Genomic DNA, 12,837 nt, shown 5'->3' with positions numbered 1-12,837 from the left:
ATTGTCAACAAAATAATTTTGACAAACTTCTACCTTTTCTCCTCCCTATTTTTCTCAAATTCCGGTGAATTATGTATCCGTTTGAAATTTCTTTTTACACATAAAAAAAACCAGACTGAAATCAGTCGGGTTATGTCGATTCATGGTCTTTTTTATATGGCATACCTACCCTTAAAACACCCTTCGTCTCGATGCCTCCAAGGCCTTTTTCTCTTGTTAATGTATTACGAAGCACATCCCACACGTTGATTCGATCTACAAATGGAGTGAAGCTGATCTTCGCAACGATATAGACGGGATCGAGCGCATGGATGTTCACACGTGAAGGTGAGCTTGCAAAATTGGCACCTGCTTGGATCAATGATTCGAAATGAGATTGACAGGCGCCTGCAAAGATCACAAGCTGATCTAAATGAGGAATTTTCTTTCTTGCTTTTTGAACCGTCTCAACGAAATGACGAGAATGGCGATAGGCACCGATATCATTTACGCCGCCCTTTTGCTTGGAATACGCATCATGCCCTGTAATGACCAAAATATCAGGCCGATATTGATCAAGTAACGAATCGATCACGCTTGGCATTTTCTTCTCATGACAATGCACTCCATATACAGGCACACCAATTCGTTCATATACATCTAAGCATTTCTTTAAGTATGAAGCATCTCCATCTAAATGAAGGACCTTTCCAGGCATGTGAAAATACTGCTCCTGATGCTGATATTGTCCAGAAGTATAATACTCTTGTTTTTCACGCAGCAGCTGATAATCCTGTCTTAGTAAGTCGAGCGATTCGTTAATTTTCCGTTCGTCGTCCTTCTCCCTTGTCAGCTGCTCCTCTTTTTGAATTAAGACGAGATCCGACATCTTAGCATCAGCAATCAGCCTTACTTCATTCCCATGCAATATGGCAGTGGCTTCGTGCTGATCTGTCTCATCAATTCGAATGATTCGAAACATAATATCCATTTGATAGGATGCCCTCGTCACCATATCTCCTATTTGAAATTGCATGCTGTTCACTCCACAATCAGGCTCATATCCTGTTGGTATCGTCTTTCATATGTGCTGTTCTTTCTAGCCTATGCCCGAACAGTTGAAGTGGTGAAAAACAAAAGAAAAAAGCCCTTACGAAAGGGCTTTTTGTAAAACATTCGACAAACGGGCAAATTCCTCAATAGATAATGATTCTCCGCGGCGCTTTCCATCAATATCTGCTGTTTGAAGTGCTTCTTCAATGATGGCTTTATGTTTTTTTCCATCAGGTAGATTATTCATCAAATTATTCATCAAGGTTTTCCGGCGCTGGCCAAAGCTCGCTCGGATCAATTGAAAGAAAAACGCATCATTTTCTACTGAGACAGCAGGCGTTTCACGAACAGTCAGCTTAATCACAGCCGAATCGACATTTGGCTGAGGAACAAAAACCGTTTTAGGCACAACCATCACCGTTTTTGCTTCCGTATAAAATTGAACTGCAATAGACAGTGAATTATATTCCTTTGATGAAGGGGCAGCTGCCATACGATCTGCTACTTCTTTTTGCAGCATGACCACAATCCCTTTCAATGGAAGGTTTTCTTCAAGCAATTTCATAATAATCGGTGTTGTCACGTAATATGGAAGGTTGGCTACGACCATCACTTCTTTACAGTCAGCAAAATTTTCCTCGATGACCTTTCTCACATCCGCCTTTAATACATCTTGATGAATGATCGTGACATTATCATATGGAGAAAGCGTATCGTTTAAAATAGGCAATAAACGCTGATCGATTTCAAAAGCGGTGACTTTCTTTGCACGTTTAGCGAGCTGCTCTGTCAATGCGCCGATACCAGGCCCAATTTCAATGACGCCGGTCTCATCTGTAACCTCCGCGTGATCGACAATGCGATCTAAAATATTTGTATCAATTAAGAAGTTCTGCCCTAAGCTCTTTTTAAAAGAGAAACCGTACTTCTTCAGTATTTCCTTCGTTCTGACGGGTGTCGCAATATCTTTATTCATCGGCTTCCTCCTGCATGACGGTCTTTAAGGCCGCAATAAAATCATGTTTGGTTATTTGGAACATGTGAAGGCGCTTTTGCAGCTGCTTCGCATTGGTATATCCTATATTTAAAAGCACTCCTAGTCGTTCGCGGCGGCGTTTCGATGCTTCGCCACCGATAAGGCCTGCGTCAAATAAGTCGTCTAATGTAATGTCACTTTCCGATTCTTCCATTTCTTCATGGACATGGGCAAGACATTCCCGAATACTGTCCAAGGAAGCATGCTCGACACCAATTCCTTTATCCCGCTTCGCCTTCGCAAGATGTTTAGGCAAAAAAGCGTGCTTACAGCCAGGAACTGCCTCTGCGATGGTTTTACGGATCTTCTCACCAGGAAAATCAGGATCTGTTAAAATAATGACCCCTCTCGTCTCCTGCGCAAGACGCACTTGTTGAATGACTGTATCGCCAATGGCGGATCCGTTTGTTTCGATCGTATCTGCATCAACCGCCATCTTCACTCTGGCAGTGTCATCACGACCCTCCACCACAATGATTTCTTTGATTTTCATGTATTCCTCCGCTTGCAAAAACAATCTACATTTTTTGGTTTAAAAAACGAAACCTTTCATGCTGCTTTTGCGTCTAATTAATTAGAAAACAGTGCTTCTATTATAACCAAAAAAACAGAGGGTGCGCAAAGCCCTCTGTTCATATAAATGATTTGATGTGTTTATTTGAGTACTCTAATTTTCACTCGTTTATTTCCCCATTGATAAGCTGCCGACTTACTTGGGACGAACACATCAATTTTATTCCCTTTTATAGCAGATCCAGTGTCTGATGCAACGGCATATCCATAGCCTTCCACATACACTTTTGAGCCCAGCGGAATGACACTCGGATCAACTGCTATGACCTTTGCACCCGGATTTGCTTTTAAATTAAAGCCTGTAGACGTTCTGCCCGTACATCCAGCACAGCTCGCTGTATAGGCTGTTGACGCCACATAAAATTCTTTTCCTGACGATTCATTGCTTCGTGAAACCGCAGGGGACGCTGTAGGTTCCTTTTTGGCCACTTGTGTACCAATAGCCACTAATCGGTCCTTACTATCTTTTTCGGTCACTTCTTTAATCAATTCTTTAGACACCACTTTGCCGTTTTCTTTCACAATGGCATAGTGCTTCTTCAATTTACCTTCTTCACCTTTTTTAAGTACCTTCTCTTTCCCTTTTTCAAGAGAATGATCCTTTTTATGTTTGGTATCAAAAGCAATTTTCTCTTCCACTACATCGGTGACTTTTTCCACCCGAGTGATCTTTATATCTGCGCTCTTTTTAGAAAGGTTACTATGTAACGCAGGCTTGATCTTATCGTGCTTCTTGAGCTTTAGCTCTTGTTGCTTTAAAAAGTCAGCGACCGTAGTCGAAGTGGTCCACACTTTTTTATCTTTTCCTCCATCATTTAAGCTGACCTGAAAGGCCTGCTGAACCACAAGATTCATATCCTTTGTTAACTTGTCATTCTTTCCTGGAGTTACTTGATCGTGCTTCCCAATATCTATCTTCTCATTCTTCAATAATGCTCCAACCGTCTGATCTGTTGTCCATATCGTTTTCTCTTTCCCGTCTAGGGTCAGATGAACCGGTATAGCCGCATCATACACAATGTTCATGTTGTCTTGAATCTTTGTATTTAGACTTGGAGAGATATGATCCTCCGCCTTGGTCCTTATGCCAAGGTCTGAAAGCAGCTGAGCTACTGTCTCTTCATGTGTACGAATTGTCTTCTCTTTACCATTGATTGAAATGGTAATGGACTGCTTAGTGAGCTCATGCGCACCGTAAGCCGTTCCAGTTCCAGCTAAAAGCAAGCAAACAACTAGCAATAAAACCTTGCCTTTTCCTAGCTTCACAGAAAACAGATTTTTCATTTTTTGTACGATGAAAAACGCCTCCTTCTCCTCGGAGAGATTATATAGAGTATCTCAAAACCTGTCAACCCTTCCACCCACTGTACAAAAATGCTCGATTGTAAACCTATTATGGGAGATTTATGGAAGGAAGGGAAGAAAGACTTATCGACAACTTATCCTATGAGGAGGCGCAAACGTGTAGAACTTTTTCGTTATGTTTCACAATTGGACAAGCTTAAACAAGGATTGACATCATATACTGTCAGTTTATACGGAAAACTTTTTTTGCATTTTTTGTTGTCAATTCAGCAAGCTCTTCAAAGCTGATTTCTCTCAGCTCCGCAATCTGTTCTGCGATATATTTGACATAACTTGGTTCATTACGTTTCCCTCTAAATGGCACTGGCGTTAAGTATGGGCAGTCTGTTTCAATCAAAAGTTTGTCACTCGGTATCTCCTTTACAACTTCCTTTGGCTTTTTGGCATTTTTAAATGTCACGGGTCCACCGAATGAAATATAAAAGTTCATCTCCATACATGCTTTTGCAGTTTCCAGACTGCCAGTAAAGCAGTGCATAATACCTCCAACTTCAGCTGCTCCCTCTTCCTTTAAAATCGTCACGACATCTTCCGTTGCGTCACGATTATGAATAACGATTGGAAGCTTCACTTCCTTCGCAAGAGCAATTTGGCGTCTAAAGACTTCCTTTTGCACATCTTTTGGCGACTTGTCCCAATAGTAATCCAGACCCATTTCTCCAATCGCAACCACTTTTTCGTGTTGAGATAAATCTTTGATCCAAGCCAAATCCTCATCTGTCATATCAATAGCATCGACTGGATGCCAGCCGATAGCTGCATATATGAAATCATACTCTTCAATTAATTCCATCGCTCTCGTAATAGTCGGGCGGTCAAACCCTACCACCACGATTTTCTCAACTTTTTCGCTTTTCGCTCTTTCGATTACCTGCTCTAAGTCTTCATTGTATTGTTCTGCATTCAAGTGGGCATGTGTATCAAATAACATGGTTGATTGCTCCTTTCGACAATTCTGCTAAAAAACAAAAGGTGTTCGACGAAATGTTACACGTGGAACACCTTTGTTGATTTATAAAATTTTTGTTCCATTTGCTAGAGTTTGATCTACTTCAAGAACCTGCAATTTCCCGCCTGTTTCTCCAGTTAAAATCATTCCCTGGGAAATTTCCCCTCTGAGTTTAACTGGGGTAAGATTTGCTACGCAAACGAGCTTTTTCCCTACTAATTCTTCTGGTTGATAGTGCTTGGCAATCCCAGAGACTATTTGTCTTTTTTCAAATCCAAAATCAAGCTGAAGCTTTAAAAGACGATCCGCTTTTTTCACTGGGGCTGCTTCCAATACCTGTGCAACTCGAAGATCAACTTTTGAGAAATCATCAAATGCAATTTCTGCTCCCAGCTCAGGTAATTCCGTTTCTTCGATTTCCACTTTCTCTTCTTCTACCTTAGGTGCACTTCCCTGCATTTTTTCTTTAATGTAGGCTACTTCTTCTTCAACCTCTAAACGCGGGAACAAAGGCTCTCCCTTTTGTACCGTTGCTTGTTGAATCGCACCAAATGATAGGATACTATCCCAGCTTTTGAGCTTCTCTTCTTCAATTCCAAGCTGGAAGAAGATTTTCTCAGGTGTTTTCGTTAGGAACGGCGTTAAGAGTACTGCAGTGATTCGAAGTGATTCTGCTAAATGATACATAACAGAATGCAATTCTTTTCGTTTTGTTTCATCCTTTGCCAGCACCCATGGAGCTGTTTGATCAATATATTTATTGGTTCTGCTGATTAATGTCCAAACATTTGAAAGAGCCACAGAGAATTCAAGATTTTCCATCGCTTCTTCATAGGCTTTGACTGTTTGTTCAGCTACTGCTTTCAGCTCTTCATCAAACTCATTAACAGGGCCCTTATAGCTGCTTAATGTGCCGTCAAAATATTTTTGGACCATCGCAACTGTACGATTAAGCAAGTTACCTAAATCATTGGCAAGATCATAGTTTACACGTTCCACGAATCCTTCTGGTGTAAACACACCATCTGCACCAAATGGTACTTCGCGAAGCAGGTAATAACGAAGGGCATCGAGACCATAACGATCAATTAATGTGACTGGATCTACCACATTCCCTTTTGATTTAGACATTTTGCCATCTTTCATGAGCAGCCAGCCGTGTGCGAAAATTTGTTTCGGCAGAGGCAGATCTAATGCCATCAGCATAATCGGCCAATAAATCGTATGGAAGCGTACAATTTCTTTTCCTACGAGATGTACGTTGGCAGGCCAATATTTTTTATATTTTTCATCTTGATCTGTTCCATAGCCAATCGCAGTTAAATAGTTGAATAACGCATCAATCCATACATAAATGACGTGTTTTGGATTGTTAGGAACTTTAATTCCCCAATCAAAGGTTGTTCTTGATACTGCTAAATCCTCTAAACCTGGTTTAATGAAGTTATTAATCATTTCATTCTTTCTTGATTCAGGCTGAATAAACGATGGATTTTTTTCGTAATAATCGAGCAAACGGTCCGCATACTTACTCATACGGAAGAAATATGATTCCTCTTTAATTAATTCAACAGGGTGGCCGCTGTCAGGGCTTTTCCCGCCAATGACTTCCCCTTTCTCATTACGCTCAACATCAACAAGCTGTGTTTCCGTATAGAATGTCTCATCAGGAATACTGTACCAGCCCTCATATTGATCTAAATAAATATCGCCTTGATCAAGCAACTTTTGGAAGACTTGCTCAATGATTTTCGTATGTCTTTTTTCTGTTGTACGGATGAAGTCATCATTCGAAATGTCGAGTTTCTTCCATAATGATTTAATGTCTTCAACGACTGGATCTAAATACTCGATCGGTGTGATATTTTGTTCTTCAGCTTTTTGCTGAATTTTTTGTCCGTGCTCATCTGTACCTGTTAAATACATCACATCATAGCCTTGAAGACGTTTATAACGAGCCATAGCATCTCCTGCTACTGTCGTATAAGCATGTCCAATATGTAATTTTCCGCTCGGATAGTAAATAGGTGTTGTCAGATAAAACGTTTTTTTCTTTTCCGGCATGTCGGAACCTCCTGCGTGTGTGTAAATGTCAAAAACTCCCGCCCAATGGACGAGAGCGGTTATCATCATTACATGAAAATGTGTCAGATCAATTCATTCAATTTTGCACTTGTGCTTTCTCTATGATACCATCTTAGCCTTTAAGATCAAGCATATATACATAGAACAAGATGAAATGATCGAAAAAGATGAGTTTTTCGAAAAAAACGACAAACCCGTCGACATTTTGTCGAATATTGTCGTATGAAATCTATTTCCAGATTTACATTTGGCTAATTTAGGGCAAAAGTCTTGTTAATCTGATCTCGTCATTTCTTATATTTTCATAGAAAAAGCCTACAAAATCCTTATACAGCAGTAGTTTCAAGGTCTTTTGACTTTAAGAGTCATATTTTACAAACAATAGTAAACAAAATGATTGACGATTTATGGAAACCTTGTTATGCTAGGAATGTAAGGAATTTGTCGAATAATGACGAAGATAATATTATTTTAAGAATAAGAACTTTTTGGGAGGAGAATGAAGATGAAATCTACAGGTATTGTACGTAAAGTTGACGAATTAGGACGCGTGGTGATTCCAATCGAACTTCGCCGTACGCTAGGAATCGCTGAAAAAGACGCTTTGGAAATTTATGTTGATGATGAAAAAATTATCTTAAAAAAATATAAACCAAACATGACTTGCCAAGTAACAGGTGAAGTATCAGACGATAACCTTAAACTTGCTAATGGTAAATTAGTTCTTAGCCGCGAAGGTGCAGAGCAAATCATTAACGAAATCCAAAACCAACTTCAATCACAAAAATAAGGTTCATATAAAAAAGGTTCTTGCACCGTTTGCAAGAACCTTTCTTTATTGTTCAATATGATAAGCATCGTATATCGTGCGCTTTGGTACACCACGTTCGACAGCTGTACGTTTAATGGCTTCCTTCGACGTTAATCCTTCCTCTATGTAATGGATCACATGTTCTTTTTCAGATAAGGACGTCCACCAAGCTTCTTCATTCAGCTCTTCTTCAGCTTGATCATTTCCTTGTACTACAAGACAGAACTCACCTCGAATTTGATTCTCCGCAGCCCATGTCAGCACAGATTCTAAATCCCCACGAATAAACTCTTCGAATTTTTTCGTTAGTTCTCTCGTAATGGCGATGTTCCGATTTCCCCACACTTCCTTCATCAAAGTCAGCGTTTCTTTTAACCGATGAGGCGCTTCATAGAAAATGATCGTTTCTTGGCGTTTTTTCAAGGCTTCAAGCTGCTTTTTCTTTTCTTTTTTTTGACGGTCGAGAAAACCGTAAAAGAAAAATGGCTGAGGCGCGATTCCTGATGCAATGAGTGCCGTTAGTGCAGCATTTGCGCCAGGTAACGGAATGACATAGCCTCCGATGCTAGTAAAATCTCGAACCACTTCAGCCCCTGGATCTGAAATCGTCGGTAAACCGGCATCACTCACGAGTGCGATATTTTTCCCTTCTTTTAGCCATTCGATTAACTTGTGGCCGCTGCTGTCTTTGTTATGCTCATGATAACTCGTTAAGGGTGTATCAATCTCGTATACATGACAAAGCTTTTTCGTTTGCCTTGTATCTTCTGCGGCAATATAATCTACATCTTTTAACGTTTGTATCGCTCGGAACGTCATATCTTCTAGATTTCCAATCGGGGTTGGAACGAGATAAAGAATGCCCATATCAGATTGACCATCAAAGCTTTTCTGTGTCTTTTTCATGTGCCGCCTCCTTTTCCATTCGCATTTCTTCTATATAAATATCTTTCTTTTTCCGCGTCCACGTTTTGAAACGATATTCTTGCTGCATGGCTTCTCTTTTGGTTGCAAAACATTCATGATAAAAAAGCTCAACCGGCCGTCTCGCTCTTGTATACTTTGCTCCCTTTCCACTATTATGGGTTATCAGTCTTTTTTGTAAATCATTTGTATAACCCGCATACAGGCTGCCATCTGCACATTTTAATACATAGAAATAATGATTATGCTTCTCCATACAGTATCGTCCTGATTTCATCTGTATACTCCTGATCTTCCCCATAAACAAAAAGAGGCGGGAGAATTTTCAGATCTGGTTTTCCATCTTTTATGCCCTCTACCAAGATAGTATTGGCTTCTTTCCCTTGTTTGGGATAAACAAATTGAATTCGTTTCGGCTCAATTCGGTATTTTTTCATTAATTCAACAATCTCAAGCAGCCGTCCTGGTCGATGAACCATCGCCAGTTTCCCCCCTTGCTTTAGCAGCGTGGAAGAAACACGAATAACATCTTCTAATGTACAATGAATTTCATGCCGGGCAATCGCCAAATATTCATTTTCATTGATTTCATCCTTAGAGGGTGTCTTAAAATATGGCGGGTTACATGTAATCACATCAACTTTATGGTTGCCGTAGCGTTCCGGCATATCATTCAAATCACAATGAATCAATTCAATCTGGTGCGCAAGTTGATTATACTCCACACTTCTTTTTGCCATATCAAACAGTCGTTCTTGAATTTCAACCCCCGTAATCGAGGCCCTAGATCGAGTTGAAAGCAGCAATGGCACGATGCCATTTCCGGTACAAAGATCAATGATCTCTCCTTTTTGGATTGGCACATACGCAAATTTAGCTAATAACACTGCGTCCAATGAAAAGGCAAACACAGTTTTACTTTGAATAATCTTCATATCTTCGGCGAGCAGGTAATCTAACCGTTCATCTTCTCTTAACGAAACCATGATGTATCCTTTCTTTTCCTGTGAAAAAGGCTCCCGATTCAGCGGAAGCCTTTTCTCATTTTTTATTTAAAAATGACAGACAGAACAAACAGTCTCCCTCTTTACGAATGCTCCCATAATGTACATTACAAATATGGAAGCCCTCCTGATATAACCGGGCCAGGTTATCATGACCTTCTCCTATATCAGAATGACTTGGCTTCTGGGCAGAATCATTCTCTGCCTCAGACGATTTGTCTCGATCGGACTGATCCAGACGTTCACGCAAGTGCTGATTCTCCATCTGCAGCTGATGATTTTCTTCAATCACTTCACCGATATGATTTTTCAAATCACCTAACTGGCGATAAAGAGAACCGATTTGCTCTTCTAAATTAATCACCGTATCAAATAGTTCCTTTTTATCCAAGGTGGCACACCTCGTTACTCAGTTGTTTGTGCAGATACAACGCCTTCTTGTAATAATTCTTCCCATGTATATTCTATCACTTTTTCTTGCCCGGTTAATTCGACTTGCAAAATTCGTTCTAAAATATTGAGCCCTACTACCTTTGCAGAGCCATTAGACGTCTGAATCGTTTCGCCGATATCCGGTAATTGTTCTTTCGCTGTTTCATACTCATCATTCTCATATTTCAAGCAGCACATCAAACGTCCGCATAGGCCTGAAATTTTTGTCGGATTTAACGACAAGTTTTGATCCTTTGCCATCTTAATAGACACTGGTTCAAAGTCTCCTAAGAATGTCGAACAGCAAAGCATTCGCCCGCAAGGACCAATGCCGCCAAGCATTTTTGCCTCGTCTCTTACACCAATCTGGCGAAGTTCAATTCTCGTTTTGAAGATTGATGCAAGATCCTTCACTAGCTCACGGAAATCAACTCTGCCATCTGCTGTGAAGTAGAAGATGACCTTGTTTCGGTCAAATGTAAATTCAACATCAACCAATTTCATTTCCAGCCCATGTTCACTTACTTTCTGAAGACATGTATCAAAGGCTGTCATCGCTGCTTCTTTGTTTTCCTCAACGATGAGCCGGTCACGTTCGTCTGCTACACGAATGACTTTACGCAGAGGGAGAACCACATCGTGTTCATCTACTTTTTTGTTGGCGATGACCACTTGTCCGTACTCAACCCCTCTAACCGTTTCTACAATGACACAACTATCATTTTCTATATGAAATCCATTAGGATCGAAATAATAGATTTTGCCCGCTTTTTTAAAGCGAACACCAATTACGTTGTACAAGCTTATCCCTCCTGCAACATCAACACCAATTGCTCCATCAGCCCTTGGGCATTCACGTTGGATTGAAGTCTCTTTTTCGCTTCTAATACAGCAAGGATCTGGCTGGTCACCATCTGCTGTGTGGAATGCAGCGCATGCTGCTTCATTGTCTGGAATAAGTCTTGATAAATGACTTTATCTTCATTTCCTATTTGAATCGACAATACATCACGATATATAAATAAAAGCATATCCAGACCTGTTTCTTGAAGGTCTTTCTCTTTGAAAAAAGGCATCCATTGATCCTGTATATAAAAAAATGCATGTTCTTTTCGCTGGTGTAAGACTTCATACAATTTTATCACTTTCGCTCTAGACTCTGCAAACTGATCATTTCGACTTAATTCGAGTGCTTCTGCTAAATTATTGGTTAAATTCGACAAAAGCCTTGCGAGATGCTGAGATACGCCTTCTTGTAAAAGCTGCTGCTCTAAGGATTGTGGCAGCAGCGGCTGAAAGCTGAGCATCTGACATCTTGAAATAATCGTATTCAGCATTTTATGCGATTGCTCCGTGATTAAAACCGCCATCGTTTCCCGATTAGGCTCCTCTAGGAACTTCAATAAACTGTTCGCGGCATTGACCGTCATTTTGTCCGCATGAAGAATAATATACATTTTCCGGTGAGATTCTACACCTGCTTTTGTAAATTCCTCTTGCAATGCCTGCACTTGCGCCTTCTTAATTGATTGGCCATCGGGCTGCACAAGATGTAAATCGGGATGGTTTCCTGATGCAATCCTTTTGCAGTTTTGACAGGATTCACATGGTTTCACTCCTGATTCCAAACAAAAAAAGCTCTTAGCCAAAAGCATCGCTGCATCCAGTTTTCCGGTTCCTTTTTTTCCTTCAAATAAGTAGGCGTGCGCAAGTCGGTCTTTATCAATACTATTAAAAATCAGCCGCATGACGCGCGGCTGCAAATCATTCATGTCATCCCAGCTAATTGCCATGTTATCACTCTCTATGTGTAAAGGTTAATCAATAAACCTTTTATTTCTCCAATACGTTCAAGCAAATCAATAGATGGTTTCTCTTGATCCATCATTTCCTCGGTTAATTCAATCAGCTTTTCATCTAAGGCTTTGACCAAAGCAAGTGTACGTGTGTTGCCATAAATGTCAAAGCTCCTTGATGTTTCTATATTTAAACCATTATCGACTGTCTCTTTCACAAAGCGCTTCACCAGTCCTTTAAACCTAGCCAAATCCTTTAGGTTTCGTGACTTTGCGAGCTTTTTTCCGAACACTTCGATATCACTCAGCATGACCGTCAGCTGTTCTAAGCGCAGTTTGCCGCTTTGCGTCTCCATCGAAGCTTTAAAGGAGGCAGATGTCTGGCTTCCTTTCATCGCTTGAAGTTCACGCTTTTCTAAACGCAGCCGCATATCTTGATTAATTTTCACAGCAACCCATCCTTAAAATTGATGAAATTGTTCAACTGGCAGAATAAAAACAGTAGCTCCGCCAACTTCAACCTCAACAGGGTATGGTACGTATGAATCTGCATTTCCGCCCATTGGGGAGACAGGCGCGATCATTTGATCACGTTTACGGCAATTTTCTTTTATAAGCTGTAATGCTTTATCCACCCGGACATCATCACAACCAATAATAAAAGTCGTATTCCCAGACTTTAAAAACCCACCAGTTGAAGCTAATTTTGTCACGCCGAAATGATGTTCAGTCAATATTTTCAACAACTTGCTGCTATCTTGGTCCTGTACAACGGCAACAATTAATTTCATTTGATTGGCCTCCTTTATTTTAGGCACAGATGACATGCC

At 40.4% G+C, this 12,837-nt stretch carries 15 protein-coding genes; 1 reads left to right on the top strand and 14 read right to left on the bottom strand.

The window, feature by feature from the left end; all coding sequences use genetic code 11:
- Positions 1 to 130: 130 nt before the first annotated feature.
- From yabG to metG, 6 genes are all read right to left on the bottom strand, one after another.
- A complete protein-coding gene (gene yabG, locus NSS76_RS00285) occupies positions 131 to 1,015 on the bottom strand; it encodes a sporulation peptidase YabG (RefSeq protein WP_024427198.1) in 885 nt (294 codons plus the stop codon).
- A gap of 114 nt (positions 1,016 to 1,129) precedes the next feature.
- Positions 1,130 to 2,008: a 16S rRNA (adenine(1518)-N(6)/adenine(1519)-N(6))-dimethyltransferase RsmA gene (gene rsmA / locus NSS76_RS00280; RefSeq protein ID WP_034284149.1), complete on the bottom strand. Its 879-nt coding sequence runs from the start codon at positions 2,006 to 2,008 to the stop codon at positions 1,130 to 1,132.
- Entirely contained in the window at positions 2,001 to 2,561 is a 561-nt protein-coding gene (gene rnmV, locus NSS76_RS00275) for a ribonuclease M5 (protein WP_017359323.1), read from the bottom strand. The genes rsmA and rnmV overlap by 8 nt, the downstream gene beginning before the upstream one ends.
- Positions 2,562 to 2,722: 161 nt before the next feature.
- The gene (locus NSS76_RS00270; protein WP_044334281.1) at positions 2,723 to 3,925 is read right to left on the bottom strand and encodes a G5 and 3D domain-containing protein; all 1,203 of its coding nucleotides are present in this window, start codon (positions 3,923 to 3,925) and stop codon (positions 2,723 to 2,725) included.
- A gap of 244 nt (positions 3,926 to 4,169) precedes the next feature.
- Positions 4,170 to 4,937 carry a TatD family hydrolase gene (locus NSS76_RS00265; protein ID WP_024425634.1) on the bottom strand — a complete coding sequence of 256 codons (768 nt, stop codon included), beginning with the start codon at positions 4,935 to 4,937 and terminating at the stop codon, positions 4,170 to 4,172.
- Between the two features lie 81 nt (positions 4,938 to 5,018).
- Positions 5,019 to 7,019, bottom strand: coding sequence for a methionine--tRNA ligase (gene metG / locus NSS76_RS00260; RefSeq protein ID WP_024427203.1), 2,001 nt, complete (start codon positions 7,017 to 7,019; stop codon positions 5,019 to 5,021).
- 520 nt (positions 7,020 to 7,539) lie between these two features.
- Between metG and NSS76_RS00255 the strand changes: the two genes are divergently transcribed.
- Positions 7,540 to 7,830, top strand: a complete 291-nt coding sequence (locus NSS76_RS00255) for an AbrB/MazE/SpoVT family DNA-binding domain-containing protein (protein ID WP_087975202.1) — start codon at positions 7,540 to 7,542, stop codon at positions 7,828 to 7,830.
- Between the two features lie 45 nt (positions 7,831 to 7,875).
- Here the strand turns inward: NSS76_RS00255 and rsmI are convergent, their stop codons facing one another.
- The 8 genes from rsmI to NSS76_RS00215 are packed head-to-tail and all read right to left on the bottom strand — an operon-like array spanning position 7,876 to position 12,798.
- Positions 7,876 to 8,757 (bottom strand): 16S rRNA (cytidine(1402)-2'-O)-methyltransferase, encoded by an 882-nt coding sequence (rsmI, locus tag NSS76_RS00250; RefSeq protein WP_185854028.1) that lies wholly within the window; start codon positions 8,755 to 8,757, stop codon positions 7,876 to 7,878.
- Entirely contained in the window at positions 8,732 to 9,031 is a 300-nt protein-coding gene (locus tag NSS76_RS00245) for a GIY-YIG nuclease family protein (protein WP_024425631.1), read from the bottom strand. The genes rsmI and NSS76_RS00245 overlap by 26 nt, the downstream gene beginning before the upstream one ends.
- Entirely contained in the window at positions 9,018 to 9,761 is a 744-nt protein-coding gene (locus NSS76_RS00240) for a tRNA1(Val) (adenine(37)-N6)-methyltransferase (protein ID WP_024425630.1), read from the bottom strand. Before NSS76_RS00240 ends, NSS76_RS00245 begins: the two co-directional genes overlap by 14 nt.
- Positions 9,762 to 9,816: 55 nt before the next feature.
- Positions 9,817 to 10,170: a DNA replication initiation control protein YabA gene (gene yabA, locus NSS76_RS00235; RefSeq protein ID WP_024425629.1), complete on the bottom strand. Its 354-nt coding sequence runs from the start codon at positions 10,168 to 10,170 to the stop codon at positions 9,817 to 9,819.
- 14 nt (positions 10,171 to 10,184) lie between these two features.
- A complete protein-coding gene (locus tag NSS76_RS00230; RefSeq protein ID WP_024425628.1) occupies positions 10,185 to 11,012 on the bottom strand; it encodes a PSP1 domain-containing protein in 828 nt (275 codons plus the stop codon).
- Positions 11,013 to 11,014: 2 nt separating this feature from the next.
- A complete protein-coding gene (holB, locus tag NSS76_RS00225) occupies positions 11,015 to 12,004 on the bottom strand; it encodes a DNA polymerase III subunit delta' (RefSeq protein WP_044334275.1) in 990 nt (329 codons plus the stop codon).
- Between the two features lie 11 nt (positions 12,005 to 12,015).
- Positions 12,016 to 12,456 carry a YaaR family protein gene (locus NSS76_RS00220; RefSeq protein WP_024425626.1) on the bottom strand — a complete coding sequence of 147 codons (441 nt, stop codon included), beginning with the start codon at positions 12,454 to 12,456 and terminating at the stop codon, positions 12,016 to 12,018.
- Between the two features lie 12 nt (positions 12,457 to 12,468).
- A complete protein-coding gene (locus NSS76_RS00215; RefSeq protein WP_024425625.1) occupies positions 12,469 to 12,798 on the bottom strand; it encodes a cyclic-di-AMP receptor in 330 nt (109 codons plus the stop codon).
- Positions 12,799 to 12,837: the final 39 nt, after the last annotated feature.

The organism is Bacillus sp. FSL R5-0654 (assembly GCF_038008745.1).
Classification (GTDB): Bacteria; Bacillota; Bacilli; order Bacillales; family Bacillaceae; genus Bacillus; species Bacillus safensis.
This window is presented reverse-complemented; position numbering and strand designations above follow the sequence as displayed.

Bases quoted from the DNA above. Each gene is read 5' to 3' on its own strand.
- yabG (WP_024427198.1), bottom strand. From the start codon at position 1,015: ATGCAATTTCAAATAGGAGATATGGTGACGAGGGCATCCTATCAAATG.
- rsmA (WP_034284149.1), bottom strand. From the start codon at position 2,008: ATGAATAAAGATATTGCGACACCCGTCAGAACGAAGGAAATACTGAAG.
- rnmV (WP_017359323.1), bottom strand. From the start codon at position 2,561: ATGAAAATCAAAGAAATCATTGTGGTGGAGGGTCGTGATGACACTGCC.
- NSS76_RS00270 (WP_044334281.1), bottom strand. From the start codon at position 3,925: ATGAAAAATCTGTTTTCTGTGAAGCTAGGAAAAGGCAAGGTTTTATTG.
- NSS76_RS00265 (WP_024425634.1), bottom strand. From the start codon at position 4,937: ATGTTATTTGATACACATGCCCACTTGAATGCAGAACAATACAATGAA.
- metG (WP_024427203.1), bottom strand. From the start codon at position 7,019: ATGCCGGAAAAGAAAAAAACGTTTTATCTGACAACACCTATTTACTAT.
- NSS76_RS00255 (WP_087975202.1), top strand. From the start codon at position 7,540: ATGAAGATGAAATCTACAGGTATTGTACGTAAAGTTGACGAATTAGGA.
- rsmI (WP_185854028.1), bottom strand. From the start codon at position 8,757: ATGAAAAAGACACAGAAAAGCTTTGATGGTCAATCTGATATGGGCATT.
- NSS76_RS00245 (WP_024425631.1), bottom strand. From the start codon at position 9,031: ATGGAGAAGCATAATCATTATTTCTATGTATTAAAATGTGCAGATGGC.
- NSS76_RS00240 (WP_024425630.1), bottom strand. From the start codon at position 9,761: ATGGTTTCGTTAAGAGAAGATGAACGGTTAGATTACCTGCTCGCCGAA.
- holB (WP_044334275.1), bottom strand. From the start codon at position 12,004: ATGGCAATTAGCTGGGATGACATGAATGATTTGCAGCCGCGCGTCATG.
- NSS76_RS00215 (WP_024425625.1), bottom strand. From the start codon at position 12,798: ATGAAATTAATTGTTGCCGTTGTACAGGACCAAGATAGCAGCAAGTTG.